Origin of the sequence: Brevibacterium zhoupengii (assembly GCF_021117425.1) — a bacterium.
GTDB lineage: Bacteria > Actinomycetota > Actinomycetes > Actinomycetales > Brevibacteriaceae > Brevibacterium > Brevibacterium zhoupengii.
Genome location: NZ_CP088298.1, coordinates 2,721,789 through 2,747,072 on the forward strand (window position 1 = coordinate 2,721,789; position 25,284 = coordinate 2,747,072).

General features: G+C 62.8%; 24 protein-coding genes. 5 read left to right on the plus strand and 19 right to left on the minus strand.

Annotated elements, in window-relative coordinates; all coding sequences use genetic code 11:
• Positions 1 to 51: 51 nt before the first annotated feature.
• Positions 52 to 795, minus strand: a complete 744-nt coding sequence (locus LQ788_RS12390) for an SDR family oxidoreductase (protein WP_231441409.1) — start codon at positions 793 to 795, stop codon at positions 52 to 54.
• Positions 796 to 1,254: 459 nt separating this feature from the next.
• Between LQ788_RS12390 and LQ788_RS12395 the strand changes: the two genes are divergently transcribed.
• From LQ788_RS12395 to LQ788_RS12415, 5 genes are all read left to right on the plus strand, one after another.
• Positions 1,255 to 2,478, plus strand: coding sequence for an ABC transporter substrate-binding protein (locus LQ788_RS12395; RefSeq protein WP_231441411.1), 1,224 nt, complete (start codon positions 1,255 to 1,257; stop codon positions 2,476 to 2,478).
• A gap of 102 nt (positions 2,479 to 2,580) precedes the next feature.
• Positions 2,581 to 3,447: a branched-chain amino acid ABC transporter permease gene (locus LQ788_RS12400; protein ID WP_231441412.1), complete on the plus strand. Its 867-nt coding sequence runs from the start codon at positions 2,581 to 2,583 to the stop codon at positions 3,445 to 3,447.
• Positions 3,444 to 4,520 (plus strand): branched-chain amino acid ABC transporter permease, encoded by a 1,077-nt coding sequence (locus tag LQ788_RS12405; RefSeq protein WP_231441414.1) that lies wholly within the window; start codon positions 3,444 to 3,446, stop codon positions 4,518 to 4,520. The genes LQ788_RS12400 and LQ788_RS12405 overlap by 4 nt, the downstream gene beginning before the upstream one ends.
• Positions 4,517 to 5,290, plus strand: coding sequence for an ABC transporter ATP-binding protein (locus LQ788_RS12410; RefSeq protein WP_231441416.1), 774 nt, complete (start codon positions 4,517 to 4,519; stop codon positions 5,288 to 5,290). The genes LQ788_RS12405 and LQ788_RS12410 overlap by 4 nt, the downstream gene beginning before the upstream one ends.
• The gene (locus tag LQ788_RS12415) at positions 5,290 to 5,994 is read left to right on the plus strand and encodes an ABC transporter ATP-binding protein (protein ID WP_231441418.1); all 705 of its coding nucleotides are present in this window, start codon (positions 5,290 to 5,292) and stop codon (positions 5,992 to 5,994) included. The genes LQ788_RS12410 and LQ788_RS12415 overlap by 1 nt, the downstream gene beginning before the upstream one ends.
• A gap of 160 nt (positions 5,995 to 6,154) precedes the next feature.
• Here the strand turns inward: LQ788_RS12415 and LQ788_RS12420 are convergent, their stop codons facing one another.
• The 18 genes from LQ788_RS12420 to steA all read right to left on the minus strand — a co-directional run bounded on the left by LQ788_RS12420 (position 6,155) and on the right by steA (position 25,274).
• Positions 6,155 to 6,775 (minus strand): L-threonylcarbamoyladenylate synthase, encoded by a 621-nt coding sequence (locus tag LQ788_RS12420; protein ID WP_231441419.1) that lies wholly within the window; start codon positions 6,773 to 6,775, stop codon positions 6,155 to 6,157.
• Positions 6,776 to 6,903: 128 nt separating this feature from the next.
• Entirely contained in the window at positions 6,904 to 8,304 is a 1,401-nt protein-coding gene (locus LQ788_RS12425; RefSeq protein ID WP_231441421.1) for an AI-2E family transporter, read from the minus strand.
• Positions 8,305 to 9,816 (minus strand): ribosome biogenesis GTPase Der, encoded by a 1,512-nt coding sequence (der, locus tag LQ788_RS12430; protein WP_231441423.1) that lies wholly within the window; start codon positions 9,814 to 9,816, stop codon positions 8,305 to 8,307.
• Positions 9,813 to 10,472, minus strand: a complete 660-nt coding sequence (gene cmk, locus LQ788_RS12435; RefSeq protein ID WP_231441425.1) for a (d)CMP kinase — start codon at positions 10,470 to 10,472, stop codon at positions 9,813 to 9,815. Before cmk ends, der begins: the two co-directional genes overlap by 4 nt.
• Positions 10,469 to 11,569 (minus strand): prephenate dehydrogenase, encoded by a 1,101-nt coding sequence (locus LQ788_RS12440; protein ID WP_231441427.1) that lies wholly within the window; start codon positions 11,567 to 11,569, stop codon positions 10,469 to 10,471. Before LQ788_RS12440 ends, cmk begins: the two co-directional genes overlap by 4 nt.
• Positions 11,566 to 12,426: a pseudouridine synthase gene (locus LQ788_RS12445; protein ID WP_029416991.1), complete on the minus strand. Its 861-nt coding sequence runs from the start codon at positions 12,424 to 12,426 to the stop codon at positions 11,566 to 11,568. Before LQ788_RS12445 ends, LQ788_RS12440 begins: the two co-directional genes overlap by 4 nt.
• 18 nt (positions 12,427 to 12,444) lie before the next feature.
• Positions 12,445 to 13,077 carry an SMC-Scp complex subunit ScpB gene (scpB, locus tag LQ788_RS12450; protein WP_231441429.1) on the minus strand — a complete coding sequence of 211 codons (633 nt, stop codon included), beginning with the start codon at positions 13,075 to 13,077 and terminating at the stop codon, positions 12,445 to 12,447.
• Positions 13,074 to 13,952 carry a segregation and condensation protein A gene (locus LQ788_RS12455; RefSeq protein ID WP_262908353.1) on the minus strand — a complete coding sequence of 293 codons (879 nt, stop codon included), beginning with the start codon at positions 13,950 to 13,952 and terminating at the stop codon, positions 13,074 to 13,076. The genes scpB and LQ788_RS12455 overlap by 4 nt, the downstream gene beginning before the upstream one ends.
• A complete protein-coding gene (locus LQ788_RS12460; protein WP_231441433.1) occupies positions 13,949 to 14,818 on the minus strand; it encodes a ParA family protein in 870 nt (289 codons plus the stop codon). The genes LQ788_RS12455 and LQ788_RS12460 overlap by 4 nt, the downstream gene beginning before the upstream one ends.
• A 39-nt stretch (positions 14,819 to 14,857) precedes the next feature.
• The gene (gene xerD, locus LQ788_RS12465) at positions 14,858 to 15,805 is read right to left on the minus strand and encodes a site-specific tyrosine recombinase XerD (RefSeq protein WP_231441435.1); all 948 of its coding nucleotides are present in this window, start codon (positions 15,803 to 15,805) and stop codon (positions 14,858 to 14,860) included.
• Between the two features lie 9 nt (positions 15,806 to 15,814).
• Positions 15,815 to 16,462, minus strand: coding sequence for an NUDIX domain-containing protein (locus tag LQ788_RS12470; RefSeq protein ID WP_231441437.1), 648 nt, complete (start codon positions 16,460 to 16,462; stop codon positions 15,815 to 15,817).
• Between the two features lie 11 nt (positions 16,463 to 16,473).
• On the minus strand, positions 16,474 to 18,156 hold the full coding sequence (locus tag LQ788_RS12475; protein ID WP_394801340.1) for a CTP synthase: 1,683 nt from the start codon (positions 18,154 to 18,156) through the stop codon (positions 16,474 to 16,476).
• A gap of 8 nt (positions 18,157 to 18,164) precedes the next feature.
• Positions 18,165 to 19,301, minus strand: a complete 1,137-nt coding sequence (locus LQ788_RS12480) for a group 1 glycosyl transferase (RefSeq protein ID WP_231441442.1) — start codon at positions 19,299 to 19,301, stop codon at positions 18,165 to 18,167.
• A gap of 33 nt (positions 19,302 to 19,334) precedes the next feature.
• Positions 19,335 to 20,495, minus strand: coding sequence for a glycosyltransferase family 4 protein (locus LQ788_RS12485; RefSeq protein WP_231441445.1), 1,161 nt, complete (start codon positions 20,493 to 20,495; stop codon positions 19,335 to 19,337).
• Positions 20,492 to 22,225, minus strand: a complete 1,734-nt coding sequence (murJ, locus tag LQ788_RS12490) for a murein biosynthesis integral membrane protein MurJ (RefSeq protein WP_231441446.1) — start codon at positions 22,223 to 22,225, stop codon at positions 20,492 to 20,494. The genes LQ788_RS12485 and murJ overlap by 4 nt, the downstream gene beginning before the upstream one ends.
• Positions 22,222 to 23,091: a hypothetical protein gene (locus LQ788_RS12495; RefSeq protein ID WP_231441448.1), complete on the minus strand. Its 870-nt coding sequence runs from the start codon at positions 23,089 to 23,091 to the stop codon at positions 22,222 to 22,224. Before LQ788_RS12495 ends, murJ begins: the two co-directional genes overlap by 4 nt.
• Before the next feature lies 1 nt (position 23,092).
• Positions 23,093 to 24,043, minus strand: coding sequence for a copper transporter (locus tag LQ788_RS12500; protein WP_231441450.1), 951 nt, complete (start codon positions 24,041 to 24,043; stop codon positions 23,093 to 23,095).
• On the minus strand, positions 24,036 to 25,274 hold the full coding sequence (steA, locus tag LQ788_RS12505; RefSeq protein WP_231441452.1) for a putative cytokinetic ring protein SteA: 1,239 nt from the start codon (positions 25,272 to 25,274) through the stop codon (positions 24,036 to 24,038). The genes LQ788_RS12500 and steA overlap by 8 nt, the downstream gene beginning before the upstream one ends.
• Between the last annotated feature and the right edge of the window lie 10 nt (positions 25,275 to 25,284).

The window sequence follows — 25,284 nt, forward strand, 5'->3', positions numbered from 1 at the left end:
CCCGAATCTCAGTGAGACCAGAGTGTCAGTGGGACCAGAGCCCGCTGCTGGTCAGTCTTTCGGCCCTCCGGCCACATAGATGACCTGACCGGAGACGAAGCCGGCTCCCTCTGAGGCGAGGAATGATGCCGTGTGAGCAATGTCTTCGGGCTTTCCCGTGCGCGCAACGGGAATCTGTCCGACTCCCGCTGCGATGAAGTCTTCGTAGTTCACACCCATCCGCTCAGCGGTGGCTTTGGTCATGTCGGTTTCGATGAGGCCGGGAGCAATCGCGTTAGCTGTGACTCCGAACTTGCCGAGCTCGATCGCCCAGGTCTTCGTCATTCCCTGGATTCCCGCTTTGGCCGCGGAGTAGTTCGTCTGGCCACGGTTGCCCAACGCTGATGTCGACGACATCGATACGATGCGCCCGTATTTGGCCTCGACCATGTAGGCCTGAACGGCCTTGGCCATCAGGAACGCACCGCCGAGGTGGACGGAGAGGACCTTCTGGAATTCTTCGTGCGTCATTTTGAACAGCAGGTTGTCTCGCAGGATGCCGGCGTTGTTGACGAGGACTGTCGGTGCACCAAGAGTTTCGGCAACGGTCTTCAATGCTGACTCGACGGAGGCTTCGTCGGAGACATCGGTGTCAATCCCCAGTCCCTTCACGCCGGCGGCTTCGACGGCCTTGACCGTATCTTCGGTCGGACCCATGTCGAGGATCGCGACATTCATTCCATCCGCTGCCAGGCGTTGGGCGATAGCGGCTCCGATGCCGCGGCCGCCACCTGTGACGATTGCTGTCCGAGTCATGACGATTTTCCTCCGAAATGCTGGTTCGTGATTGGGGGCGACAACAGTGATATGGATCTCACCTCTCGCTGCTTCCACCATAGACCACATTTGTCACTGAACGATTGCTTGCTCAGAAATTGGGATCCCGACTTTTCGCCGCCTCTGACCGATTCACGCTTCGCCCCCGGCCCCTGGTCAAACAATCCCAGCTCCTGTTCCTGCCCCGGCACCCCAGTCGATCGACCCCAGTCCGTCCACCACAGGAACACCACGCGAGCCAGCCAGACTGCACCACATTGCGGCGTGAGAACAAAGGTCAAAGATTTTCACAATGAGATTGACATCACATTTGATGATGTATAGGTTCCATTCTAAGCCTCAATCGAATATTCGTTCAGATGGGCTTCGGGCCTGCTTTGGCATCCCGACAATTTCAAGGAGCGCTGTTGCTCCGTCTCACTTTTCAAAGGAGAAAAGATGACCTCAATCCCGCGAAGGGCGAGCCGTCCTGTGCTTGCTGCGGCCGTCATCAGCACATTTGCACTAGCTCTCGGCGCATGCGGTGGGGGCGGTGGAAGCGGAGACTCCGGCGGTGACGAGTCTGTGGTCATCGGCTATACGGGTCCTCTGAGCGGCGGCGGTGCAGCTTACGGAGAGAACGTCCAGACCGGTCTCCAGATGGCTGTCGACGATCTCAATAAAGATGGACTCGAAGTCGACGGGAAAAAGGTCACCATCGAGCTCAAGTCCCTCGACGACAAGTATGCCCCGTCCACCGCAGCCAGCAATGCACAGCGACTGGCAGATCAGGACAAAGCCCCTGTCGTCGTCTCCCCCAACGCCGGGGCAATCAAAGCGATCCAGCAGATCAACGACGGTCGCTCCAAGTTCCTGATCTCCGCGTACACATCGGATCCTGCAATCGTGCAGTCCGACAATCCACTGACGATGATGATTCCGCCGAACTTCGAGTCCTATGCCAAACCGTTCACTGAACAGGGAATGAAGCATGGCGGCAAGAAGCTTGCTCTTCTCGGAACCCAGAGCGAATACGGTCAACAGTGGACTAAGGCGATCACGGACGAGTGGAAGAAGGCCGACGGCAAAATCGGTGCAGACAACAGCATTGACTATGCCACCGTCTCGGACTTCGCGGGCCCAGTCTCGAAGGCCCTGTCAGAAAAGCCGGACAGCATCTTCGTCGGTGGACCTTCACAGCCGACCGCACTGATCATGGAAGAGGCGAAGAAGCAGGGCTTCAAGGGCAGCTTCCTTGTGATGGACCAGGCGAAGCTCGACGAGATGGCAACCGTGACCAAGATCGAGAACCTGACGAACTCCGTTGGGGTGCTTCCAGTCAAGGAATATGAGGATCCTGGCACAAAGGACTTCCTCAAGCACTTCGCGGAAGTCGCCGGTGAGAAGAAGGTCGCGACCAGCGAAACTGCCCTGAATTATCAGAGCATCGCCATCATCGCCAAGGCGATGGAAGAAGCGGGTACAACCAGCGATCCTGAGAAGATCCGGGCAGCGATACCCGACGCGCTCGGCAAGGTCGATGACAAATACAAGGTCAACGGCTTCCCGACCGAGATCTCGGATGAGGGCCACCTGGTCAACCCTGAGCTGGAGGTCACCTACCTGGACAAGGACGAGAAGTACACGAAGGTGCCCGTAGAGCAGGTATCCGACGCCAAGTAGTCACCATCGTCTAGTTGTCACCATTGTCGGCGCTTCCCGCAGCGGGGTATGAGCTTCATGCCCCGCTGTGGCGCCGTCTGACGTCCTGTGAGGATTCGCTTCATGACCCTTTTCATCCAACAGCTCTTCAACGGCGTTGCACTCGGCGGTGTGTACTGCCTTGCCGCAATCGGTCTCACCTTAGTCTTCGGTGTCCTGCGCATCCCCAACCTCGCACACGGGTCGCTGTACATGCTCGGCGCCTATGTCACATACTTCTTCCTGACCACGGTCGGTGTGCCCTATGTGGCTGCCATCGGCATCGCCGCACTCATCCTGTTCGTCCTCGGTGTGCTGCTCGAACGCTTGGTCTTCCACCCTCTGCGCAACTCACCGCACACCCATCACATGATTGCGGCCATCGGCGCCATGTTCTTCTTCCAGGCCGTGGCACAGGCAATCTGGGGGGCCGACTTCCGGCGGATGGAGACACCGATTTCGGGAAGTCTGCATATTCTGGGCGCTGAGATCTCGGCACAGCGCATCGTGATCATCGTGACTGCGGTCGTCGTACTCTCTCTGCTGACATGGTTCATCAAACGCTCCATCCACGGCCAGACGATCGAAGCCATCGAACAGGACCGGACAGGATCGGCTCTGGTCGGAATCAATCCCGCCATGGTCTCAATGCTGACTCTGGGCTTGTCCGCGCTTCTGGTCACAATCGCGGCCGGCCTCGTCTCCCCCATCAACCTCCTCTCCCCCACGATGGGTGACTCACTCAACCTCAAGGTGTTCGCGATCATCATCCTCGGCGGCCTCGGGTCACTGCCGGGCGCCATCGTCGGCAGCTTTGCGCTGGCGATAGCGGAGACGATGACCTCGACCTACATCTCTTCGGCTGTCGGCGAAGCGGTGGCCTTCATCGTTCTGGTGGCGGTGCTGGCGATCAAACCCACAGGCCTGTTCGCAAAGGCGGTGCAACGATGAATGCTTTGAAGAATCCCCGCATCCTCGGAACTCTGGCCGTGCTGCTCATCATCGCCCTGACTCCGCTGGCATTCGGCGACGAGAATTACATCATGCGTGTGATCACCGTCGGACTGTGTTCGGCGATCGCGGTCTATGGCATGAACATCATCCTCGGCTTCACCGGGCAGCTGTCGCTGGCCCAGGGGGGCTTCTTCGGGATCGGCGCATACACGGTCGGCTTGCTGACAACCGATTTCGACTGGTCATTCTGGCAGGCCTTCCTCGTCGGCGTGGTCGGCACATCCGCCATCGGATACCTGTGCGGACTCATCGCTCTGCGGACGAAGGACGAGTACTTCGCCATCTTCACGATGGCCATCGGCTTCATCATCTATCTGACCATCAGCCGATGGGAATCGGTGACACACGCTCATTCCGGAGTCAACAATGTGAAGTTCCCCGAGGGAGGGGAACTGGTGGATTTCAGTAACCCGACGGCGATGTTCTACCTCGTCTTCATCATCCTGCTGGCCTGTGTCTACGTCACGTACGCGATCCGGCGCTCCAGCGTTGGTCGCACTCTGCTCACGATTCGCACCAGCGAGGACCTTGCCGACGCGATCGGTGTGAATGTAGGACTGAGCAAGCAGCTCGCCTTCGCTGCGTCAGCCTTCTTCGGCGGTATCGGCGGCGGCCTCTACGCCTCGGTCGTCGGTTTCATCGGCCCCGATGCTGCGACGGTGGACAAGACATTCGAGTTCCTGATGTTCATCCTGGTCGGAGGCATGGGAACTGTGGCCGGGCCGCTGGTGGGCACCATGATTGTGACGTTCCTGTTCGAACTTTTCCAGGACTTCCAGGCTTACCGGTTCATTGTGCTCGGACCCATCATCATTGCGCTCGTGATCTTTGCACCGCGCGGAATCGTGGGGTATCTGGGTGGGTTCATCGACAAACGAGCGCGAAAGCGACGAATCGGCTCCGCCCGCAAGGACGGCTCCGCACCCACCAGCTCTTCGAGCAGCGCTGACGCTGCCGGTCACCGAGGTGCTTCTGCCGACACCATCACCACTACCGAGGAGAAGAAGTGACGCTGCTCGAAATCAGAGGCCTCGGGAAACGCTTCGGCGGACTTGATGCCGTGAAGAATGTCGATCTCGATGTGCAGGAAGGTCAGATCACAGCGGTGATCGGTCCGAACGGTGCTGGGAAGTCAACGCTGTTCAACCTCATCCACGGGTTCTACCGCCCCACCGCTGGGACTGTGTCCTTCAACGGGCGGGATATCACCCACTCGTCTCCGCATAACTCAGTCAACGGGGGAATTGCGCGAACCTTCCAGACGACGCACCTCTTCGACGATTCCACACTGTTGGAGAATGTGCTGGCCGGTCGCATCGTCCGGTCAAAGTCCAATGTCTTCGACGCGATCTTCCACACTCCGCGCCATCGCCGCGAATCGGCACTCAACCACGACAAGGCGCTCGAAGCACTCGATTTCTGCGGTGTCGCCGAATTCCGCCACGACCTTGCGTCCAATGTCCCACAGGAAGTGCAGAAGCGCACGGCCGTCGCCATGGCTTTGGCGACCGAGCCTGAGCTGATACTCCTCGATGAACCGGCTGGAGGCATCCCCGAGGAAGAGACCACTGACTTCGGCAATCTCATTCGCTCCCTGCCCAGTCGCGGAGTGTCTGTGCTGCTCGTCGAACACAAGATGTCGATGATCATGGGCCTGGCAGACACGATCCTCGTTCTCGATCACGGTCAGAAGCTAGCGATCGGCTCCCCCGCGGAGATTCAGAGCAATCCGGACGTGATTCGTGCCTACTTGGGATCGACCAAGGATGAGGAGAACTGATGCTCTCGCTCGAGAACATAAGCGTCGGATATGACGCGACTGATGTGCTGCATGGGGTGAGCATCACTGCCCAGCCCGGTGAGTTGACGGTGATCCTGGGAGCCAACGGCTCGGGAAAGACCACCTTGTTCAAAACCATCAGCGGTCTTCTGCGTACGCGTTCTGGAAAGATCGAATACAACGGGCAGGCGATCCAACGAACGCAACCGAGCACCATCGTCAAACGCGGTATCGCACATTGCCCCGAGGGCCGACACTTGTTCGGGAAGATGTCGGTGGAGAAGAACCTCCGCTTGGGCACATACCCGCATAGGAACCGCACCCGCACCGAGGAGATCCTGAGTGAAGTCCTCGAGCTGTTCCCCATCTTGAAGGAGAAGTCAGCCCAGCCTGCAGGATCGCTCTCAGGTGGACAGCAGCAGATGGTGGCGATCGGTCGTGCACTGATGTCTGACCCCAGCCTGCTGATCTTGGACGAGCCATCTATGGGTCTGGCTCCCCTGGTTGTCGAACAGGTGCTCGAATCGATTGCGCAGATCAACAGGAACGGTATCGGAGTGCTGCTCAGTGAGCAGAATGCGAAAGCCTCCTTGGCGATCGCTCACCGTGGATATGTGTTGGCCGAGGGACGAGTCGTGCTTGCCGATGATGCAGAGAAGCTGCTCGACAATCCTCAAGTGCAGGCAGCCTACCTAGGGCTGTGAGCCAGTCGTGGGCAAGCATCATGCACACGGTTCCGCACAGATACTGCCCGCAGACATCGTCGACCTCTGGCGCCTCGCAATCGCCGCGAGGCACCAGAGGTCGATGGAACACTGCTACCGGTTGAACGAGCACTGCCGCAGATCGAAGAACCGCTGAAGCTCATTCGAAGCGTGAGACGTCTCCGGCCCCGACGCGTGCAACCACCGGTTCCCGACCGGTGAAGTCGATGACGGAGGTCGGGACGTTGCCCGGAACTCCGGATTCGATGACGGCGTCCAATTCGTGGCCGATCTGATCGACGACCTCATCGGCCTGGGTCAGCGGGTCCTCAGCACCGGGAAGCAGCAGGGTCGATGACAGAATCGGTTCGCCCATCGCTTCAACGAGCGCCAGGGCTGTCACATTCTGAGGAATACGTGCACCGACCGAATGCTTTTTGGCGTGCATCATCCGACGTGGAACTTCCTTCGTCGCCTTCATGATGAATGTGTACGGTCCCGGTGTCATCGATTTGATGACCCTGAAGTCCGAGTTGTCGACGATGACGAACTGCCCCAACTGAGCGAAGTCACGGCACATCAGTGTGAAGTGATGCTTCGAGTCCAACTGCCTGATGCGGGTGATCCGTTCGATGCCTGCCTTATTGTCCAAAGCGCAGCCCAAGGCGTAGCCCGAATCTGTGGGATAGGCGATCAGTCCGCCGTCCCGCAGAGTCTGCACGGCCTTGTCGATCATTCGGTTCTGTGGATTCTCAGGATGAATATTCAGTAAGGTCGCCATACTTCATGCTAACCACTCACAGCATGTGTGGCGAGAGGCCTGACTGAATCGATTGCACTATTCTGCGATCCCAACCGCCCGAGGCTTCGCCGGCCGACCATTCGGGTCAGCTCCTCGGACCAATCAGGTCAGCTCCTCGGTCCGGACGTGTCCTGCTCGGCTTCACCCTGCGGCGGCGTTGTCAGGGATCCGTCGTCAGCAGGGGATGCGAGGGACTCCGCGGGCTTCGAATCATCAGGTCTCGAACCCTCGGTACTCGCTTCTTCAGAATCAGGCGTCGACCCATCCGAATCCGCTGTCGAATCCTCCGCCTCTTCAGAATCAGACTTCCCCAATGGCGATCCGAGGGTGTCGCCCAATGATTCGGTCACGGGTGACACCGGTGGCTCCTCCGTCGAACTGTTCGCAGTCGTCGGGTCCGAGGCGAGGAGAATGTTTACCCATTTGGCCTTCGGATCCGCGTCGACGAGCAGCGCCTTGAGCAGCAGCGTCGCAGGCAGTGCGAGGAGCGCACCGAGCCATCCGAGCACCCACACCCAGAACAGCAGCGACAGGAAGGACACCAATGGTGTGACCCCGACCGACTCTCCCGTGAACTTCGGTTGGATGATCGATTGGATGACGAAGTTGAGCACGCTGTAGGCGATGACGACCCACAGCGCCGACTGCCAACCGCTGTCGACGAGGGCAAGCAGCGCCGGAGGGATGAGGCCGATGACGAACCCGATGTTGGGAATGTAGTTCGTCAGGAACGCGAGCACGCCCCACACCCAGATCAGCGGGACGTCGATGATCGCCAAGGCGATGACGTCGAGGATTGCCACGATGAGGCCGAAGACTGTGGCCACGACCCAGTAGCGCCGGACCCCACTGGCGAATCCGCCGAGCGAAGCCGCCAGCGAGGGCTTGACGTCGAGGAGCATCAGCATGCGCCGGTCGATGCCCATGGAGTCCATGGCGACGAAGAACACTGCCATGACGACAGTGGTCAGCAGCCCGGCGACCAGTGACACATTGGTCAGCAGCGGATACACGGCGTCGATGAGGGATCTGACGTTGAACTGCTGGAACTGCTGCTGGAGCACTGAGGACGTGACACCGATGTCGGACAGGAACGCCAAGGCGCTCTGGTAGGTCGCGACGAGCTGTTCACCGTAGCTGGGGATCAGGAGCACGAGTTCGGCGACCGACCATGCCGTCAGCCCGAAGAAGCCGAAGATCATCACCAGCACGAGGAGCACCGAGATGGTGGCACCGATTGCACGCGGCACCTTCAACTTGGTCAGATACTTCTGCAGCGGATAGACGACGATGTAGAAGTTGAGCGCCAGGAACACGGGAGCGACGATGTCCTGGAGTCCTTTGAAGAACATCAGGGCATAGGCCAGACCGGCGATCGTCAACGCGATGACCAGCGCCCTGGCAGGCCGGCTGGCGTGCCAGGGACGCTGTTCACGAGTCAGCTCAGGCTGCTGCTCACGATGATGCGGCTCCGACTGCTGCCCGTGGAACTGCCCGTCAACGCTCACTCAGCGACCTTTCCGCTTCTCCCTGATTCGCATCGACACCTCGATGGGGGTTCCCTTGAACCCGAACGTCTCACGCAGACGCCTGATGATGAAACGACGATACCCCGGATCGAGGAAACCGGAGGTGAAGAGCACGAACTTCGGTGGCCGGGACTGCGCCTGGGTTCCGAACAGGATCCTCGGCTGCTTGCCACCGCGCACCGGGTGAGGGTTCGCGGCGACCAGTTCACCGAGGAACGCGTTGAGTCGCCCGGTCGGGATGCGTGTGTCCCATCCCTCCAGAGCCGCCTCCATCGCTGGGACCAGCTTGTCGGCGTGGCGACCCGTCTTCGCGGAGATGTTCACTCGCGGAGCCCAGGCCACATGTGCCAGGTCCCGCTCGATCTCACGTTCGAGATAGTAGCGACGTTCGTCATCGAGGAGATCCCATTTGTTGAACGCCAGCACCACGGCACGGCCGGCTTCGGCAGCCGTCGTGACGATGCGAACGTCCTGTTCGCTCAAGGGTTCCTGGACCTCGAGGAGAACCAGAGCCAGCTCAGCGCGTTCCAGAGCGGTCTGGGTGCGCAGCGCGGCATAGAAGTCAGCACCGCTGGCCTGGTGAGCACGACGCCGGATGCCGGCGGTGTCCACGAAACGCCACTGCTTGTCACCGAGTTCGATGAGTTCGTCGACCGGGTCGCGGGTGGTGCCGGCGACGTTGTCCACGAGCACACGGTCGGAACCGATGAGCTGGTTGAGCAGGGAGGACTTTCCGACGTTCGGTCGGCCCACCAGAGCGATCCGACGTGGACCGCCCTCTTCGATGCGGGTTTCGACGGCAGAGACCTCGGGCAGGATTGTGAGCACCTCGTCGAGGAGGTCAGCGACCCCGCGACCGTGGAGGCCGGACACCGTGAACGGCTGCCCCAGGCCCAGACCCCAGAGTTCGGCGGCCATGAGCTCGCCGCGTTCGTCGTCGACCTTGTTGGCGGCGAGGATGACGGGCTTCTTCTTCCTCCGCAGCATCTTCACGACCATTTCATCGGTCGCGGTCGGTCCGGTCGTAGCATCCACGACGAGAACGACTGCGTCGGCCATGTCGACGGCGACTTCGGACTGGATCGCAATGCGCGAGGCCATGCCCTTGGAGTCCGAGTCCCAACCGCCGGTATCGACGAGGGTGAATTCCTTCGTGTTCCATTCCGCCCGGTAGCTCACCCGGTCACGGGTGACTCCGGGAACGTCTTCGACCACGGCTTCACGGCGCCCGAGGATCCTGTTGACCAGGGTCGATTTGCCCACGTTGGGGCGACCCACGACGGCCAGGACGGGGTCGGCCCCGCGGGTCTCTTCGGCTTCGAACTCGAAACCGTAGGCGTCGAGCAGTGCCCGGTCCTCGTCTTCGAGGTCATAGCTGGAGAGGCCGGCCTCGAGAGCTGTCGCCCTCTTCTCGGCCTCCTCGTCGCTGATGCTCTCGAGACGCTCGGCCAGTTGCTCGTCCGGGTTCTCGTGGAATTCTGATTCAGTCATTGTGAGTCCTTCACCAGTTTCAGCACCGTCTCGACCACCTGGTCGAAATCGATGTCACTGGTATCGAGTGTGTAGACGCCTTCGGAGGCTTCCAGGAAGCTCGTTGTCGCTGAGTCCTTGGCGTCACGGCCGGTGACCTGGGATTGGGTGGCGGCGAGAGCCTCGGCGTCGGCGTTTCCGTGGAGCTCCTTGGCCCGGCGGGCCACGCGAACCTCGTCACGGGCGGTCATGAGGATGCGAACCTCAGCGTCCGGGGCCACGACGGTCGTGATGTCACGGCCCTCGACGACGATTCCCTCCGGTGCCGCGGCGATGATGGTCCGCTGCATGTCGATGAGCTCTTCGCGGGCGTCGACGACGGCAGACACGGTCTGCACGTTCTCCGACACTTCGGGGTCGCGGATCTCTTCACTGACTTCGATTCCGTCGACGGAGACGAAGAACTCGTCCGGATCGGTCGAGATCTCCAGATCGACCCCGCGGACCTGCTCGAGGACGTCGACCGGGTCGGTCACGCCCCGGTTGAGGCACAGCCAGGCCATCGCACGGTACATGGCCCCCGTGTCGAGGTAGCGGTAGCCCAATCGGCGGGCCGTTTCCTTCGCGGTGCTCGACTTGCCGACCCCGCTTGGTCCGTCAATGGCGACGACGCTCATGCAATTCCCTCTTTCTCGATGGCGGATTCGGGAATCTGCCATCCCTTCGACAACAAACCGACTTCAAGTTCCTGCTGGGTGGCCGGCACCACCGAGACATCGACGATCCCGAGCTTCTGGCCCGGCGCGTGATCCATCCGGAAGTCCTCGACGTTGATGTTCAGGTCACCGATGTCCTTGAACAGTGTGGCCAGGGTTCCCGGGGTGTCGGGAACCAAGATCGTGACTACAGCATATTTGGTCGGAGCCTGTCCGTGCTTGCCCGGAATCCGATCGTGACCTTCATTGCCCAACGCGATGGCCTTAGCTAGGGCACCTGTCGAGCCGGGCCCCAACTCCAGAGCCGTGATGACCTCGTCGAGTTCGGTGCGCAGATCCAGCAGCACCGAGCGGACCTCCTCGGAGTTCCCGGCCAGGATCTGCGTCCACAGACGTGGATCCGAGGCCGCGATCCGAGTCACGTCGCGCAGTCCCTGCCCCGCCAATTCAATTTCCTCCAACGGCGCATGGCGCAGCTGCGAGGCCACCAGCGAGGCAACGACCTGCGGCACGTGGGAGACCTTCGCGACCGCGGCATCGTGGATGCGCGGATCCAGATGGATGACCGAGGCACCGGTGGCTTCCGCCATGGCCACGACCTCGCCGAGGCGGTTGCCCGGTGTCTCCTCATCCGAGCAGATCACCCAGGGTCGGGCCGTGAACAGGTCCGACCGGGCAGCGATCGCTCCCGACTTCTCCCGGCCCGCCATCGGGTGACACCCGATGTAGCGGCTGAGTTCGGCCTCTCCGACCAGTTCCCGCACCGCTTCGAGCAGACGGGTCTTGACGCTGGCGACGTCCGTGACCGTGGCGTTCGGGTAGGTCTCCAGCGCCGTCGCAATCGTCTGCGCGGCAACATCCGGTGGAGTGGCCACGACGACGATCTGCGGATCCTCGGCATCGGGACGTGCAGAACCGACAGTCCCCGCCCCCAGATCCGCCGCCAGCTGCTGGGCGGTCGGTGAGGTGTCTTCGAGGCTGACCTGGTACTTCTGTGCACTCAACGCCAGTCCGAGGCTCGCGCCCAGCAGACCGGTGCCGATGATGTGGATTCTCACAAGCCGACGGCCTCGAAGAGCTCGCCGATCTCGTCCGAGCGCAGCGGGCGGATCTTGCCCTGCCTCTGCTCGTCCAAGGTGATGGGACCGAACTTCGTGCGCACCAGACGTTCGACCGGGTGGCCGACCTCTTTGAGCAGGCGGCGCACAATGCGGTTGCGACCCGAATGCAGAGTCAGTTCGACCACGGACTTGCCGGGCGTCGAATCCACGAGCTTGAACGAATCGACCTTGACGAAGCCGTCGTCGAGGTCCATTCCTGCCTTGAGGCGAGAGCCCACGTCCTTGGCCAGCTGTCCCCTGACCTGGGCCAGGTAGGTCTTCGGGATCTCGTAGCGCGGGTGAGCCAAGCGGTTGCTCAGCTCCCCGTCGTTGGTCAGCAGGATGAGTCCCTCGGTCTCGGTGTCGAGTCGTCCGACGTGGAAGAGACGGTCGACGCGGTTCTTGACGTAGTCGGCCAGGCAGGGACGCCCGTCCGGGTCGCTCATCGTCGACACGACTCCCGCCGGCTTGTTCAGCACGAGGTAGACCTTCTGAGTCTGTGTCGAAATTCTCACTGCGTCGACGTACACGGCTTGGGTTTCGGTGTCGATTCGGGTGCCCAGCTCGGTCACGATGGAACCATCCACTTCGACCCTGCCGTCGAGGATCAGCTGCTCACATGCACGACGTGAGCCCAGGCCCGCCTCGGCGAGGATCTTCTGCAGTCTCACACCCCCGCTGACATGGGCATCCGACTTCTCGCCCGTGCCTGACTGCGACCGCTGGGAGCCTCGTGCAGAGGTGCTGGATCGCTGTTTTCGGGTCGGACGATTGTTGCGCCCGCCTGGCGCTCGGGGATCACGGTATGGACTCATAATGTCCATTCTCTCAAATCAATCGTCAACTCGTGACATCTCATCGTCGAGATCGGCCATCTCGTCCTCGACGGAGGCCAGAACCTCCGTGTTGTCGGCCCCCAATTCGGCGACGTCGGCGTCCTCCGGGAGGTACGGGGCGATCTCCGGCAGGTCGTCGATGCTGTTCATTCCGAGTGCATCGAGGAACTGGTGGGTAGTGGTGTAGAGCAGCGCCGAGGTGGTCGCTTCCTTGCCCGCTTCGACGATGAGTCCGCGCAGCAGCAGGGTGCGGATGACGCCGTCGACGCTGACTCCGCGGATGGCGGCGATGCGCGGGCGCGAGATCGGCTGCCGGTAGGCGATGACGGCCAGGGTCTCGAGTGCGGCCTGGGACAGTTTGGCGCTCTGTCCGGAGGTGAGGAAGTCCTTGACGATCTCGTGATAGTCCCCGCGGGAGAAGATGCGGAAACCTCCTGCGACGAGGCGGATCTCGAATCCGCGCTGGCGGCTGTCCTCTCCGCCGTCGTAGTCGGCCTTGAGCTCGGCGATGGCATCGGTGACGGTGTCCTCATCGAGTCCGAGGGCGGTGGCCAGCTCGGTCGCCGAGACAGCGGAGTCGCTGATCATGAGGACGGCCTCGATCCCGGCCAGGATTTCATCGTCGATCATGCCAGTTCCTCTTCCTCGTTGGTTGCGTCTACCTCATTGTCGCCACCGTATTCCTCCACGGGAGCACCGTCCCACTCCCCCTCGGTGCGCAGGTCGACCCCGTCGTCGGTGGAGTCGGTACGAGAGATGAGCAGCGGTCCCAGCGGCTCCTCCTGCGCGAAGTCACAGAGGCCGACCTTGAACAGCTCCAGCAGCGCCAGGAAGCGGGCGACGACGACCAGCGTGTTGTCGGCGGTGTCGAGGAGTCTCTGGAAGTGCAGGTCCCCGGCCCGCAGCAGGCTGAGGATGTGGCCGCGCTGCTCGGAGACGCTGACCAGCGGCAGATGGATATGGTCGACGGCGACGCTCGGGGGCGTGTGATCGCGTTGGAGCACGGTCGCGTAGAGTCCGGCCAGCTCACCGGGTCCGATGTGCATCTGCAGCGGCGGCAGCACGTCCTGGAACTCGGGCTCGAGTCCGACGCTGCGTGGTGCCCTGACCGAACCCGCGGCCATGGCCTCGGCGAAGAATCTGCTCACGGACTTATAGGCCCGATACTGCAGGAGACGGGCGAACAGAAGGTCACGGGCCTCGAGCAGTTCGAGATCGAGGTCCTCCTCGCCGTCCTCGTTGGGCAGCAGTCGCGCCGTCTTGAGGTCGAGGAGGGTCGCGGCCACCAGCAGGAACTGGGAGATCTCGGCGAGGCTGGACCCGGCTCTGGCACCGGTGCGCTCACTCAAACTCGTCGTGTACGCGATGAACTCATCGGTCACCTCGGCGAGAGCGATCTCTGTGACGTCGAGGCGACGTTTCGAGATCAGGCCGAGGAGCAGGTCGAAGGGACCGGAGAAGTTCTCCAGCTCAACCTGGAACCCCTCGTGGACGGTTTCGCTCAGGGTGCGCCTCCGCGGGCGATGAGCTCCCGGGCCAGGCGACGATAGGCTTCGGAGCCTGCATGCTTGGGCGCGAAGCTCGTGATCGGTTCGGCGGCGACCGAGGCGTCCGGGAACTTCACGGTGCGGTTGATGACCGTGTCGAAGACCTTGTCGTCGAAGGCCTCCGTGACACGCGACATGACCTCTTTGGAATGCAGTGTGCGCGAGTCGAACATCGTGGCCAGGATCCCGTCGACGACGAGGGAGGGATTGAGCCGGTCCTGGATCTTCTCGATGGTCTCCACCAGCAGCGCGACACCGCGGAGGGCGAAGAACTCGGTCTCGAGCGGAATGATGACGCCGTGCGCGGCCGTCAGCGCATTGACGGTGAGCAGGCCCAGGGAGGGCTGGCAGTCGATGAGGATGACATCGTATTCGTCGGCGACCTTGGACAGCACACGAGAGAGGATCTGCTCACGGGCGACCTCGCCCACGAGCTGGACTTCGGCAGCGGAGAGGTCGATGTTGGCCGGGAGGATGTCGATGTTGTCGAAATCGGTGCCGACGATGACCTCGTGAGGATCCATACGCGAGTTCATCAGCAGGTTGTAGATGCTGATCTCGAGATCGTAGGGGTTGACGCCCAGCCCCACCGACAGTGCTCCCTGCGGGTCGAAGTCGACGAGGAGCATCTTGCGGCCGTAGGCGGCCAGTGAGGCGCCGAGGTTGATCGACGAGGTCGTCTTGCCGACGCCGCCCTTCTGGTTGACCATCGCGATGATGCGGGCGGGCCCATGAGTGTCCAGCGGTGCTGGTTCGTCGAAGTCCTGCTGCTCAGGGACAGTGGATTTCGATTTGGGAATATCCAACGCCTGTTGCGTATTCATCACTCGGATGGCCACCTTTCATTGCTCTCTGGTCCAACCCTACCGCGCCCGAGGGTGCGAGGTCGCGTACACTTCCCGCAATGTTTCCTCCGACACCTTGGTGTAGATCTGCGTGGTCGTGACTGAGGCGTGTCCCAGCAGTTCTTGGACGACGCGGATATCGGCCCCGCCTTCGAGCAGGTGTGTCGCAAACGAGTGTCGGAACGTATGCGGTGACACCTCGGCCTCCAGCCCTGCCAGTTCCCCGGCGTCCTTGACGATCTGCCACGCGGTCTGGCGTGAGAGCCGAGTTCCCCGTGCATTGAGGAACAGCGCTCCGGCCGGTGCCGATGATCTGGCCTTCGCGGCCATGCTCGGCCTGGTCCGTGACACCCAGGCGCCCAATGCTGTAGCGGCGTGGGAGCCGAACGGCACGATCCGTTCCTTCCCGCCCTTGCCGTAGAGGCGCACGAGGCTGGTCTCAAGGTCGAGGTCGTCGAGATCGACCCCGACGGCCTCGGAGATCCGCGCACCTGTTGCGTAGAGCAGCTCGAGCAGCGCGGCCGCACGAATCTGTGCTGGTTCCTCACCACCGGTGGTTGCCAGCATCGCTTCGATATCGTCTAAGGACAGGGCCTTGGGCAGACGCAGCTCTTCCTGCGGTGGGTTGACCTCGGAGGCCGGATCCGTGCCAGCCAGTCCCTCGCCGAGGGCGAATCCGTGGAAACGGCGCACCGCGACGAGTGCTCGTGCTCGAGTCCGTGGGGCCAGGTTCTCGTCGAGGAGGTGAAGCGCGAACGCTTCGACGTGCGTACGTTCGACCTCGCCGAGGCGGCTCATCCCCTGCCCGTTCAGCCACGTCCCGTACCTGGCGAGGTCACGGGCGTAGGCGTCGATGGAGTTCCGGGAGAGCCCACGTTCGAAGCGCAGCGAGTTCAGGTACGTCTCAAACGCACGAGCCAGCGACTGCGGAAGTTCCGGGAGAAGTTCGGCACCGTGCCGGGCCATGGCGTGCCCTCAGGCCTGCGGTCGGCCGTCGACGAGGCGGCGGGGTGCGTCGACGCTGCGAGTCTTAGTGGGCTCACCGGCGGCTTCTGCGCGCAGGACGCGGGCCACCTGCAGGATCGCCAGCTGTGCGATCGAGTTCGTGATCTCACCGGCGCTGACAGCATCGAGTGCCTCATCGAGACTGGCCCACCGGAACTTGAAGCCGGCTTCCTCTTCGCTGCGTTCGTGCCGGTCTTCGTCGGCGATGAGTTCGAGGCCTCTGGCCAGGTACAGCCGGATCGTCTCGCTGCTGCCGCCGGGCGTGAGACAAGAGTCGGTGAGGACCTCCCAGCGAGTGGCCCGGAGATCGGCTTCCTCCGCCAGCTCCCGCTTCGCCGCGGCGAAGGGTTCCTCGCCGGGCACATCGAGGAGACCGGCCGGTACTTCCCAGAGCCTGGCCCGAACAGGGTGGCGGTACTGCTGGATGAGCAGGATCCGCTCCTGCTCATCCACGCACGCGATCGCGACAGCACCGGTGTGAGCCATCATGTCGCGCACCAACCCAGTTGCTTCGGGCAGGTCGAAGGTCTCGCGTCGGATGTTCCACACCGCACCGTGGTAGACGACCTCGGAGTCGGTGACGTCCGGCGTATAGGCTTCGTCGCGCAGATCGCTCACATTGGTCCTGACTACTTCTGGGCCTTCAGGGCCGCTGCCACGAGTCCGGAGAACAGCGGGTGGGGCTTGGTCGGACGTGATTTGAGCTCGGGATGAGCCTGAGTCGCCACGTAGTAGGGGTGCTCGGATTCCGGCAGCTCCACGAACTCGACGAGCTCACCGCTGGGCGAGGTGCCCGAGAATCGGAGACCGGCCTTGGCCAGATCCTCGCGGTAGGAGTTGTTGACCTCGTAGCGGTGACGGTGACGTTCGGTGATGAGCGTCGAGTCGTAGACTCCGGCGACGACGCTGCCTTCGTCGAGCTTCGCCTCGTAGGTGCCCAGGCGCATGGTGCCGCCCAGGTCGCCTTCGCCTTCGACGATGGAGAGCTGCTCGGCCATCGTCGCGATGACGGGGACCTGCGTCTCGGGGTCGAACTCGGAGGACGAAGCCTCAGCGATTCCGGCGATGTTGCGGGCGTACTCGATGACCATGCACTGCAGGCCCAGGCACAATCCCAGTGTCGGGATGCCGTTGGTGCGTGCGTACTTCAGCGCACCGAGCTTGCCTTCGATGCCGCGGATGCCGAATCCGCCGGGCACGCAGATCGCGTCGAGGCCTGCGAGCTTCGCAGCCGCACCGTCCTCGGACTCGCAGTCATCGGACTGGATCCACTCGACCTTGACCCGAGCGTCGTTGGCGAAGCCGCCGTGACGCAGCGCTTCGGTCACCGACAGGTAGGCGTCGGGCAGGTCGATGTATTTGCCGACGATGCCGATGCGCACATGGTGTGCGGGATTGTGGACGCGTTCGAGCACCCAGTCCCACTTCGTCCAGTCGACGTCGCGGAAGGGCAGGTTGAGCCGACGGATCACGTAGACGTCGAGGCCTCCGTCATGGAGGACCTTCGGGATGTCGTAGATGCTCGGTGCGTCCACGCAGGACACGACCGCATCGGATTCCACGTCGCAGGAGGAGGCGATCTTCGTGCGGATCGAGTCCGGCAGCTCGCGGTCGGAGCGCAGCACGATCGCGTCGGGCTGGATGCCGATCGAGCGCAGTGCGGCCACAGAGTGCTGGGTCGGCTTCGTCTTCAGCTCACCGGAGGGTCCCAGGTACGGGACGAGGGAGACGTGGATGAAGAAGACGTTGTCGCGGCCGATGTCGTGTCGGACCTGACGTGCGGCCTCGAGGAACGGCTGGGATTCGATGTCGCCGACGGTGCCGCCGATCTCGGTGATGATGACATCGGGACGTTCGTCGACAGGACGTTCGGCCTGGGCCCGCATCCGTGATTTGATCTCATCGGTGATGTGCGGAATGACCTGCACGGTGTCACCGAGGTAGGCGCCGCGACGTTCCTTGGCGATGACCGAGGAGTAGACCTGTCCGGTCGTCACATTGGCCGCGCCGTCGAGGTTGACGTCGAGGAATCGTTCGTAGTGGCCGATGTCGAGGTCGGTCTCAGCACCGTCTTCGGTGACGAAGACCTCACCGTGCTGGAAGGGATTCATTGTTCCCGGATCCACATTCAAGTAGGGATCCAGCTTCTGCATTGCTACCGAGAGTCCGCGCTGAGTGAGCAGGTGACCGAGGCTCGAAGCCGTCAGTCCCTTGCCCAACGAAGAGGCAACGCCTCCCGTGACGAAGATGTGCTTTGCCGTATTTGTGCCGCCTGGGCCAGTTCGATTCACCACGGGATTTGATTCTATCAAAGTCCGGCTCACGAATCCGACGATTCGGCGACTTCGGCGTAGAGATCAAGCAGAGTCGCAGAGATCGCGGCCCCGTTGTTCACGTCGATCACGCGCTTCTTCGCGGCCACAGCCTGCGAACCGCGTCCGGCCGGGTCGTCGATAAGATGATTGATCTCACTCAGAAGTGCGTCCGTGTCGTCGGCGGCAACGGCCTTCGCTGCCGCACCCCAGATGCCTGCCCGTCGCGTGTTGCCGATGAAGACCGCCGGCTTCGACAGCTGCATGAGGTCCTCGTGGCTGAGTCCGGTCATGGTCTCGCTGGCGATGACGACGTCCGCAGCTGCTGCCACGTCGACGAGGTCACCGGCGGGGGCGACGATGACGTGTCGGTCTGCGAAGGCAGACTCGATCGTGCTCCGGTCCCTGCCGGTGCCGGTGAGCACCGTGACGACGGGGCGTCCGGGCCGTTTCGTATTGATCTGGTCGGCAGCGTCGAGAACCGTGGCCAGGGCCGTGTGGTCGCGCAGGGCGATGGGGCTGGCGACCATCCAAGTGCCCTCTGGAACGCCGAGTTCCTTGCGCACCTGTGCCCGCGGTGTCCTGACGGTGAGGTCGACGTCGATGTCCGGATGGACGAGCTCGGCCCGTTCGACGACGGGAACCTTCTCCCCGAAGTAGTCGACGACGGGTTCGGTGGTGCCCAAGATCGCGGTCGCGGTGCGGCCCACGATCTCGGCGCCGGTCTTCTCGATGACATTGGCCGCGTCGAAGGACTCGACCGTTGCGACGACCTTCGGGTGCAGGCGGGCCGGGAGGCCAGTGAAGGCCAGGCCGGCGAGCGTCGCGGCATGCAGTCCGTGGGCGTGGACGATGTCCACGTGCTGGTAGTACTTGTGCAGAGTGAATGCGGTGTTGGGATCTGCCAGCGTGAAGCGTCGTCTGGCCGCGAGTTCGATCTCACGGAAGTTGTCTGCCAGTTCCTCGGGGACTCCGAAGGTGCCCAGCAGCGAACGGTGGGCGGCGACCGCTACCTTGAAGCCTGCGCGCAGATGCCCAAGCACTGCGAGTTTCGCCACTTCGACAACGGGACCCGTAGTTTCGGCGAGCACATGCAGAATCCTCGTGTCTGCGCTGAGTGGGTGGACCTCGCCGGATTCGCTCATTTCCTCATCCTTTTCAATAGATCGACGCTGCTTCTACCCTACCTGGGAGGGCATGAGTTCCGTGTATATGCCCACCAGTTCTTTGGCCACTTCCCTCTCATCGGGAAGTTGCGCTCCACGAGCCTGGGCGCGCGCAGCCAGTTCGGCCCGGCGGGCGGGATCGGTGGCCAGTTCGGCAATGGCGGCGGCCAGTCCGGTGTCGTCGTCGAGGTCGATGAGAATGCCCGCGTCATCGACGAGTTCCGTCGTTCCACCAGTACTCGTGGCGATGATGGCCTGCCCGGAGATCAGTGCCTCCTGCAGCACGAGGGCACGGGCCTCCCAGACGCTGGTGAGGACGTAGAGATCGGCGGCCGCATTGAGTGCCGCGATGTCATCACGCGGGCCCAGGAAATGCAGAGCCGGAATCGCCGAGGTGGCCGCGAGGCTCTCGTACTGCCCCTGCACCTCGTCGAGGACAGTGGGATCCGCGGTTCCCGCAATGAGAAAGACAAGCTCGGGAGTCTCGGAGTCCGGAGACTGAGCCTCGCCGAGGTGGCCCAAGGCCCTGACCAGCATCGGGTAGTTCTTCTGCGGTGCGACACGCCCGACGGCGAGCACGATGACAGCCTCGGGTCCGAACCCGAATTCCTCGGCCAGGGATGCACGGGTGGCCAAAGCCGCCTCGGCGCGGACAAGGTGAACTTCCGGAGCAGCGGCGGGCAGGAACCGGGCGTCACCGGCACCGAGCTCTCGGGCTCGGTCCACAAGATCGGTGCTCGCCCCCAGCGTCAGGTCCGCGCCCTTGGCCAGCAGAGTCTCGATGCCGGTTTCGACGGTGCCGCGCAATCCGTGGCCGCTGGCCTGGTTGTGCAGGCTGATGATGAGGCGGGGACGGTGTCTCGTGGTGCGGACGGCCAGGAGAGCGACGAAGCCGGCCCGGAAGCCGTGGGCGTGGACGATATCGGCGTTGAAGCTGCCGATGAGGCCGCGCAGGCGGATGATCAGCGCGGCATCGCGGACACCGATTCCAGTGCCCATATCGAGGGCGGCGAAGCGCACTCCGGGCAATGATGAGAAGCCGAAGTGTCCGTCGGTGGAGGCGGGTCCGATGATTCCGATCTCATGGCCGACTGCGGCGACGTCTCTGGCCAGGGCTCTCACATGGGTGCCCACTCCCCCGGTCGATGTGCCGAGCACGTAGACGATTCTCATCTCTCATCCTCATTCTCGTTGGGGGTGATCGGTGGGGCGGCCTGTACGGCAGGATCGGTCTGTTCGGCAAGGTCAGGGCCACCTCGGCGACTTGCGAGCACCGTTCGCACCTCGGAGATGAACCCTTTGTCGAGGATGACGATCGCTGCGAAGATCGCGCAGCCGATGAGCGCGGAGATCACGCCGTTGGCCACCGAAGACAGTGCGTCGATGCCCAATGGCCCCGCCAAGCAATGCGAGACCAGCGCGCCGGCAACCGACGCGAGAGCAGCGGCAACCAGAGACAGCAGTCCTCGGCGCACCACTCTGTGGAGCCCGGTAGGCCCCAGCACCCGCCGCATCGAGGTCAGCAGGAAACCTCCGGCGACGCTCATGCCGATTGCGTAGCCGATGCAGATGGAGACCAGCGTCAGCCCGTCATCGCCGTCGGCGTTGATGACCAAGACTGCCAACAGCATTCCGACGATGACTAGTAACCAGCCGGTCGTCGTCGCCACCGCTGAATGACGCGAATGTTCCAGCGCGTAGAACACGCGGGTGCCCCAAGCGACGAAGGACCAGCCAGGCACAGCAAGAGCCATGACCATGATCGCCTGACTCATTGCGTCGAAGGGCGCATCTCCGCTTTCGCCTGCAGCATCGATTGCGGTGAAGAATGTCTGCAGAGGCCCTGCCGCGCTGACGAGGATGACCGTGCCCAGCAGACCGATGCTGATGATCAGCGCGGTTGTCGTCGAGGTCAGACGTCGCAGTTGAACTCCGGCATTGTCTCGATCCGTGTCGCTGACATCGGGGTCTTTGGAACGAGCGACCCAGGATGACAGGGAAGGGAAGACTACAGTGGCGACTGTCACCGCGAGGACGCCGTAGGGCAGAAGATAGACGGCGTTGATGTAGCTGAAGAGAACGAAAGTACCCTCGCCACCGGAATGGTTCGACAGGAGCATGGTCGCCAACATCGCGGCCTGCTGTGCCAGCAGCGCCGCCATGCCCGCACCAGCCAGACGCAGTGCCCGATGAGCGACTCCGGGTGGGAAACTCCAGGTGGGCCTGATGCGCAGCCCGGTGGTGCGCATGGGCAGAGCCAGCGGCAGCGCCAGTGCGGCGACGCCGATGGTCGTACCCCAGCCGAGCCAACCGATGTGGTCCCGCCAGGTTTCGTCGGAGCCGCCGACCATGTTGTAGGCGATGTAGCAGCCGATGACGACGAGGCTTGAGAGCAACGGCGCAAAGGCCGGCCATATGAATTTCCGATGGGCCTGGAGCACACCGGTGAGCACGGCCCCGATTCCGTAGAGCACGAGTTGGGGGGAAAACATGAGCAGGAACACGACAGTCGCCTCAAGTTGGCCTGCCTTGTCGACATCGGTGCCGATCAGCAAGCTTGCGATCGGGTGCGCGAAGACCGCGAGAATGATGCTCAACGGCAGCGTCACCGATACTGCCCAGGTCAGCAGTGCCGAAGCGATTCGACCTGCCGTCTCTTTGTCCGATCTGGCCAGCGGAATCGCGAGCAGTGGGATGACGGCACCCGCCAGGGCGCCACCTGCGACGACTTCGAAGAGGATGTTGGGGACCAGGTTCGCGGTCTGGTAGGCGTTGCCGACCGACCCGGCGCCCACATTGGGCGAGAAGACGAGCCACCTCAGGAACCCGACGAGCCGGGTGAAGAGGGTGATGACCGAGACGAGCAGCGCCGCGGAGGCGAAGACTCGAACCAGCTTACTCACACGACCTCGCGGCCGAAGGCGTCGATCTCTCGCAGTCCCGGGGTCGATTCGATGATCGAGGTGAAGGAGACCTTCTCGCTGAGCAGAGTGAGACCGACCAGTCCTGTGAGGACCAGCGCACGTTGTTTGGCCGTGGAGTTCTCGACCAGGACCGTGCCCAGCGCCGCACCGAGTGCGTTGGCGCCGGTGTCGCCGAGCATGACGGCGCCGTCGAGGTCATCGGGCCAGGCCGCCGCGCTGGCCCCGGCGATGGCTGCGCCGGGTGCCCAGGTCAGGCCATGTCTGTGGGGCATGAAGGCCAACGTCAGCAGTCCCGTCTTGAGGGCACGTCCGGGACGCAGATCGAGCAGATTGAACAGGTTCGCGGTGCCGGCGATGACTCCCCCGGTGACGACGACGTCGACCGTGGACCCCCACCATGTCTGGTCTTCGGTCGTCCGATGGGAGGAGAACAGCCCGTGGTTGTTTACACCGGTGCGCAGGATCGTCGCTGCAACGATCGAGGCTATGGGAATGCCGATGACTTTGATCGCACCGGTGGTGATCTCGCCGCGGGCCAGGGCGTCGAGATGGCCGCGCAGCCCCTTCGAGTCCCCTGATTCGAGGAAGTCATCGACTGCGCCCAAGCCGCCTGCGACTGTGGTCACCAGCAGGGTGGCAGCGCGCTGGCGTGGTTCTTCGATGAGGAGGCTGCCGGCGACCAGTCCGGCGGTGACGGCAGGACCCTCGACGAGAGAGACGTCATTTCCGGCATGGTTGGTGCGCACCACCTTGTCATGGGTGCGCAGTTTCGAGTTGAGGATTGCTCTGGTCGCCGTGTAGCCGACGAGGCCGGCGACGGCGGAGCTGACGAGTGAACGGATCATCTCAGTCCTTTCCGGGCATGATCTCTTCGGCGTCATCGGAGAAGCCGTAGTGGCCGTGGGTTCCTGCCTCGCCTGCGGCAAGGGCCCGAACTGTGATGACAGCGCCGGCTCCCAGACCGAGTCCGTCGACGGTGCTGGCCCGCGACTTCTCCGTCCGGAGGATCGAGACGAGGCCGTTCTGAGCCGAACCGGCATCTCCGGCCACGACCACGGACTTCGAGTCCGAGGTCAGCGCGTTGACGAAGTCGGTGATGAGGGTGCGGTTGGCCTTGTCACCGGTCGCTTCGGGACTGGGTTCGGTCTCCTCGGCGAGCTTTGAGTTCTCGTCATCGATGACGACGAAGAGCGGAGTGGGCTTGTGGTCGGTGTCGGTGCGCAATCGGCCTGCGTCGACGAAGGCGTCGAAGATTCCGGAGGACTTCTTCTCCGCAGCTTTCCGGTCCTCGCTGTCCTCAAGCATTGAGGCGTTGCCGGTCAGTGCGATGACGAGGGCGGCCCGCAGCGCGGTCGAATCGTCCTTGGGCAGGCTCGGAACAGATTCCCGCAGAATCTCGAGGAAGTCCTTGGAGTCCGCCAGCGACAGGGTGTTGTCGACGAAGGAGACGTCTCCGCCGATCTTGCCGCCTGCTTCCTTGATCCGGTTGGTGACCTCTTCGACCTGCTCGGGGTCGGCCTTCGGTGCGCCGATGATGCTGACTTCCTCGCCCTTGAGTGTGTCGCCGATGAGTTCGGGGGCGGCGGAGGTCACGAATTCGTTCTGTTTGTCGATATTGCCGTTGGCGGCATCGATCTTCGTGCGCAGATCGTCACGGTCTGCGCGCAGCGAGTCGACCTGGCTCTGCAGGGACTCACCGATCGGTTCCTTCAGCGGTCCGGCGCCCAGGACGATTCCCACCGCCAAGGCGAGGAAGACCGAGACGAGAGAGACGAGATGGTAACGAAAATCAATCACTGGTCAGTCCTTGAATGATGCTGGCAGATTCTGAAGATGCAGCAGGGTCGCCGCCGAACAGGGAGCCGATCCAGCCGAAGACCCCGTCGAGCTGGGCTCCGATGAGTCCGATGAGGGTTTGGCCGGCAGCGGTCGCGAACAGGGCTACACCGAGTGCAACGAGGCCGGCGATGATCAGGACACTCAGCTGCAGGCTGGAGATCCTCTGCCGGTACAGCAGGGATACGCCCTTGGCATCGATGAGCTTCGAGCCCACCCGCAGGCGCGTAATGAACGTCGAGGCCATGCCCTTACGGCCCTTGTCGAGAAACTCCATCACGGTGTCATGGGTGCCCACGGCCACGATCAGGTCGGCACCCTTGTCGTCGGCCAGCAGCATGGCGATGTCCTCGCTGGTGCCCGACGCCGCGAAGGCGACGCATTCGACGCCGAGGGAGTGAACACGTTCGGTTCCGGGAGCGTTTCCGTCCCGGTAGGCGTGGACGACGATTTCGGCTCCGGAGGTCAGCGCCGTGTCGGAGACGGAGTCCATGTCGCCGACGATCATGTCGGGCTTGTAGCCGGCCTCGATGATGGCGTCGGCACCGCCGTCGACGCCGACGAGGAGCGGACGGTATTCGCGGATGTAGGAACCGAGGATCGCGAGATCCTCTTTGTAGTGATAGCCGCGGACGACGATGAGGACGTGTCGACCCTCGAACTTCGTGGCCACCTCGGGAACGACGAGTTCGGCCGAGAGCAGGTCGGAGTCCTTGCGGATGTATTCGATCGTGTTGTCGACGAAGTCCACGAGCACGGAGTTCATTCCGGCCTCGGCAGCGTGCATGTCCTCCGCGATCGTCTCCGAGGTCTGGACGATGCCGGTGGCGATCTCCTTCTCGTCGAGGAACACGGTGTCATCGGAGATGCTGATCTGGGCGTTCTCGTCGACTAGGTCGAAGATCTCGGGGCCGGTGGCGTCGAGGAGGGGGATGCCTGCGTCGACGATGATTCCCGGTCCCAGGTTGGGGTAGCGTCCGGAGATCGATTTGTCCGCGTTGATGACGGCTGCTGGTTTGCAGGCCACGAGCGCCTCGGCGGAGATTCGGTCGATGTCGCCGTGTTTGATGACCGCGATATCGCCTGCGCTCAGCCGTTTGGTGAGGTCTTTCGTCCGCCGGTCGAGCCTGGCGGGAGCCGGGCCTGACCTGGTCGGGACTATGTGCTTCTCCCGGGTTCTACGCGCTCTCATGGTGAGCCTA

Bases quoted from the DNA above. Each gene is read 5' to 3' on its own strand.
- LQ788_RS12390 (WP_231441409.1), bottom strand. From the start codon at position 795: ATGACTCGGACAGCAATCGTCACAGGTGGCGGCCGCGGCATCGGAGCC.
- LQ788_RS12395 (WP_231441411.1), top strand. From the start codon at position 1,255: ATGACCTCAATCCCGCGAAGGGCGAGCCGTCCTGTGCTTGCTGCGGCC.
- LQ788_RS12400 (WP_231441412.1), top strand. From the start codon at position 2,581: ATGACCCTTTTCATCCAACAGCTCTTCAACGGCGTTGCACTCGGCGGT.
- LQ788_RS12405 (WP_231441414.1), top strand. From the start codon at position 3,444: ATGAATGCTTTGAAGAATCCCCGCATCCTCGGAACTCTGGCCGTGCTG.
- LQ788_RS12415 (WP_231441418.1), top strand. From the start codon at position 5,290: ATGCTCTCGCTCGAGAACATAAGCGTCGGATATGACGCGACTGATGTG.
- LQ788_RS12420 (WP_231441419.1), bottom strand. From the start codon at position 6,775: ATGGCGACCTTACTGAATATTCATCCTGAGAATCCACAGAACCGAATG.
- der (WP_231441423.1), bottom strand. From the start codon at position 9,816: ATGACTGAATCAGAATTCCACGAGAACCCGGACGAGCAACTGGCCGAG.
- cmk (WP_231441425.1), bottom strand. From the start codon at position 10,472: ATGAGCGTCGTCGCCATTGACGGACCAAGCGGGGTCGGCAAGTCGAGC.
- LQ788_RS12445 (WP_029416991.1), bottom strand. From the start codon at position 12,426: ATGAGTCCATACCGTGATCCCCGAGCGCCAGGCGGGCGCAACAATCGT.
- scpB (WP_231441429.1), bottom strand. From the start codon at position 13,077: ATGATCGACGATGAAATCCTGGCCGGGATCGAGGCCGTCCTCATGATC.
- LQ788_RS12460 (WP_231441433.1), bottom strand. From the start codon at position 14,818: ATGAATACGCAACAGGCGTTGGATATTCCCAAATCGAAATCCACTGTC.
- xerD (WP_231441435.1), bottom strand. From the start codon at position 15,805: ATGGCCCGGCACGGTGCCGAACTTCTCCCGGAACTTCCGCAGTCGCTG.
- LQ788_RS12480 (WP_231441442.1), bottom strand. From the start codon at position 19,301: ATGAGCGAATCCGGCGAGGTCCACCCACTCAGCGCAGACACGAGGATT.
- LQ788_RS12485 (WP_231441445.1), bottom strand. From the start codon at position 20,495: ATGAGAATCGTCTACGTGCTCGGCACATCGACCGGGGGAGTGGGCACC.
- LQ788_RS12495 (WP_231441448.1), bottom strand. From the start codon at position 23,091: ATGATCCGTTCACTCGTCAGCTCCGCCGTCGCCGGCCTCGTCGGCTAC.
- steA (WP_231441452.1), bottom strand. From the start codon at position 25,274: ATGAGAGCGCGTAGAACCCGGGAGAAGCACATAGTCCCGACCAGGTCA.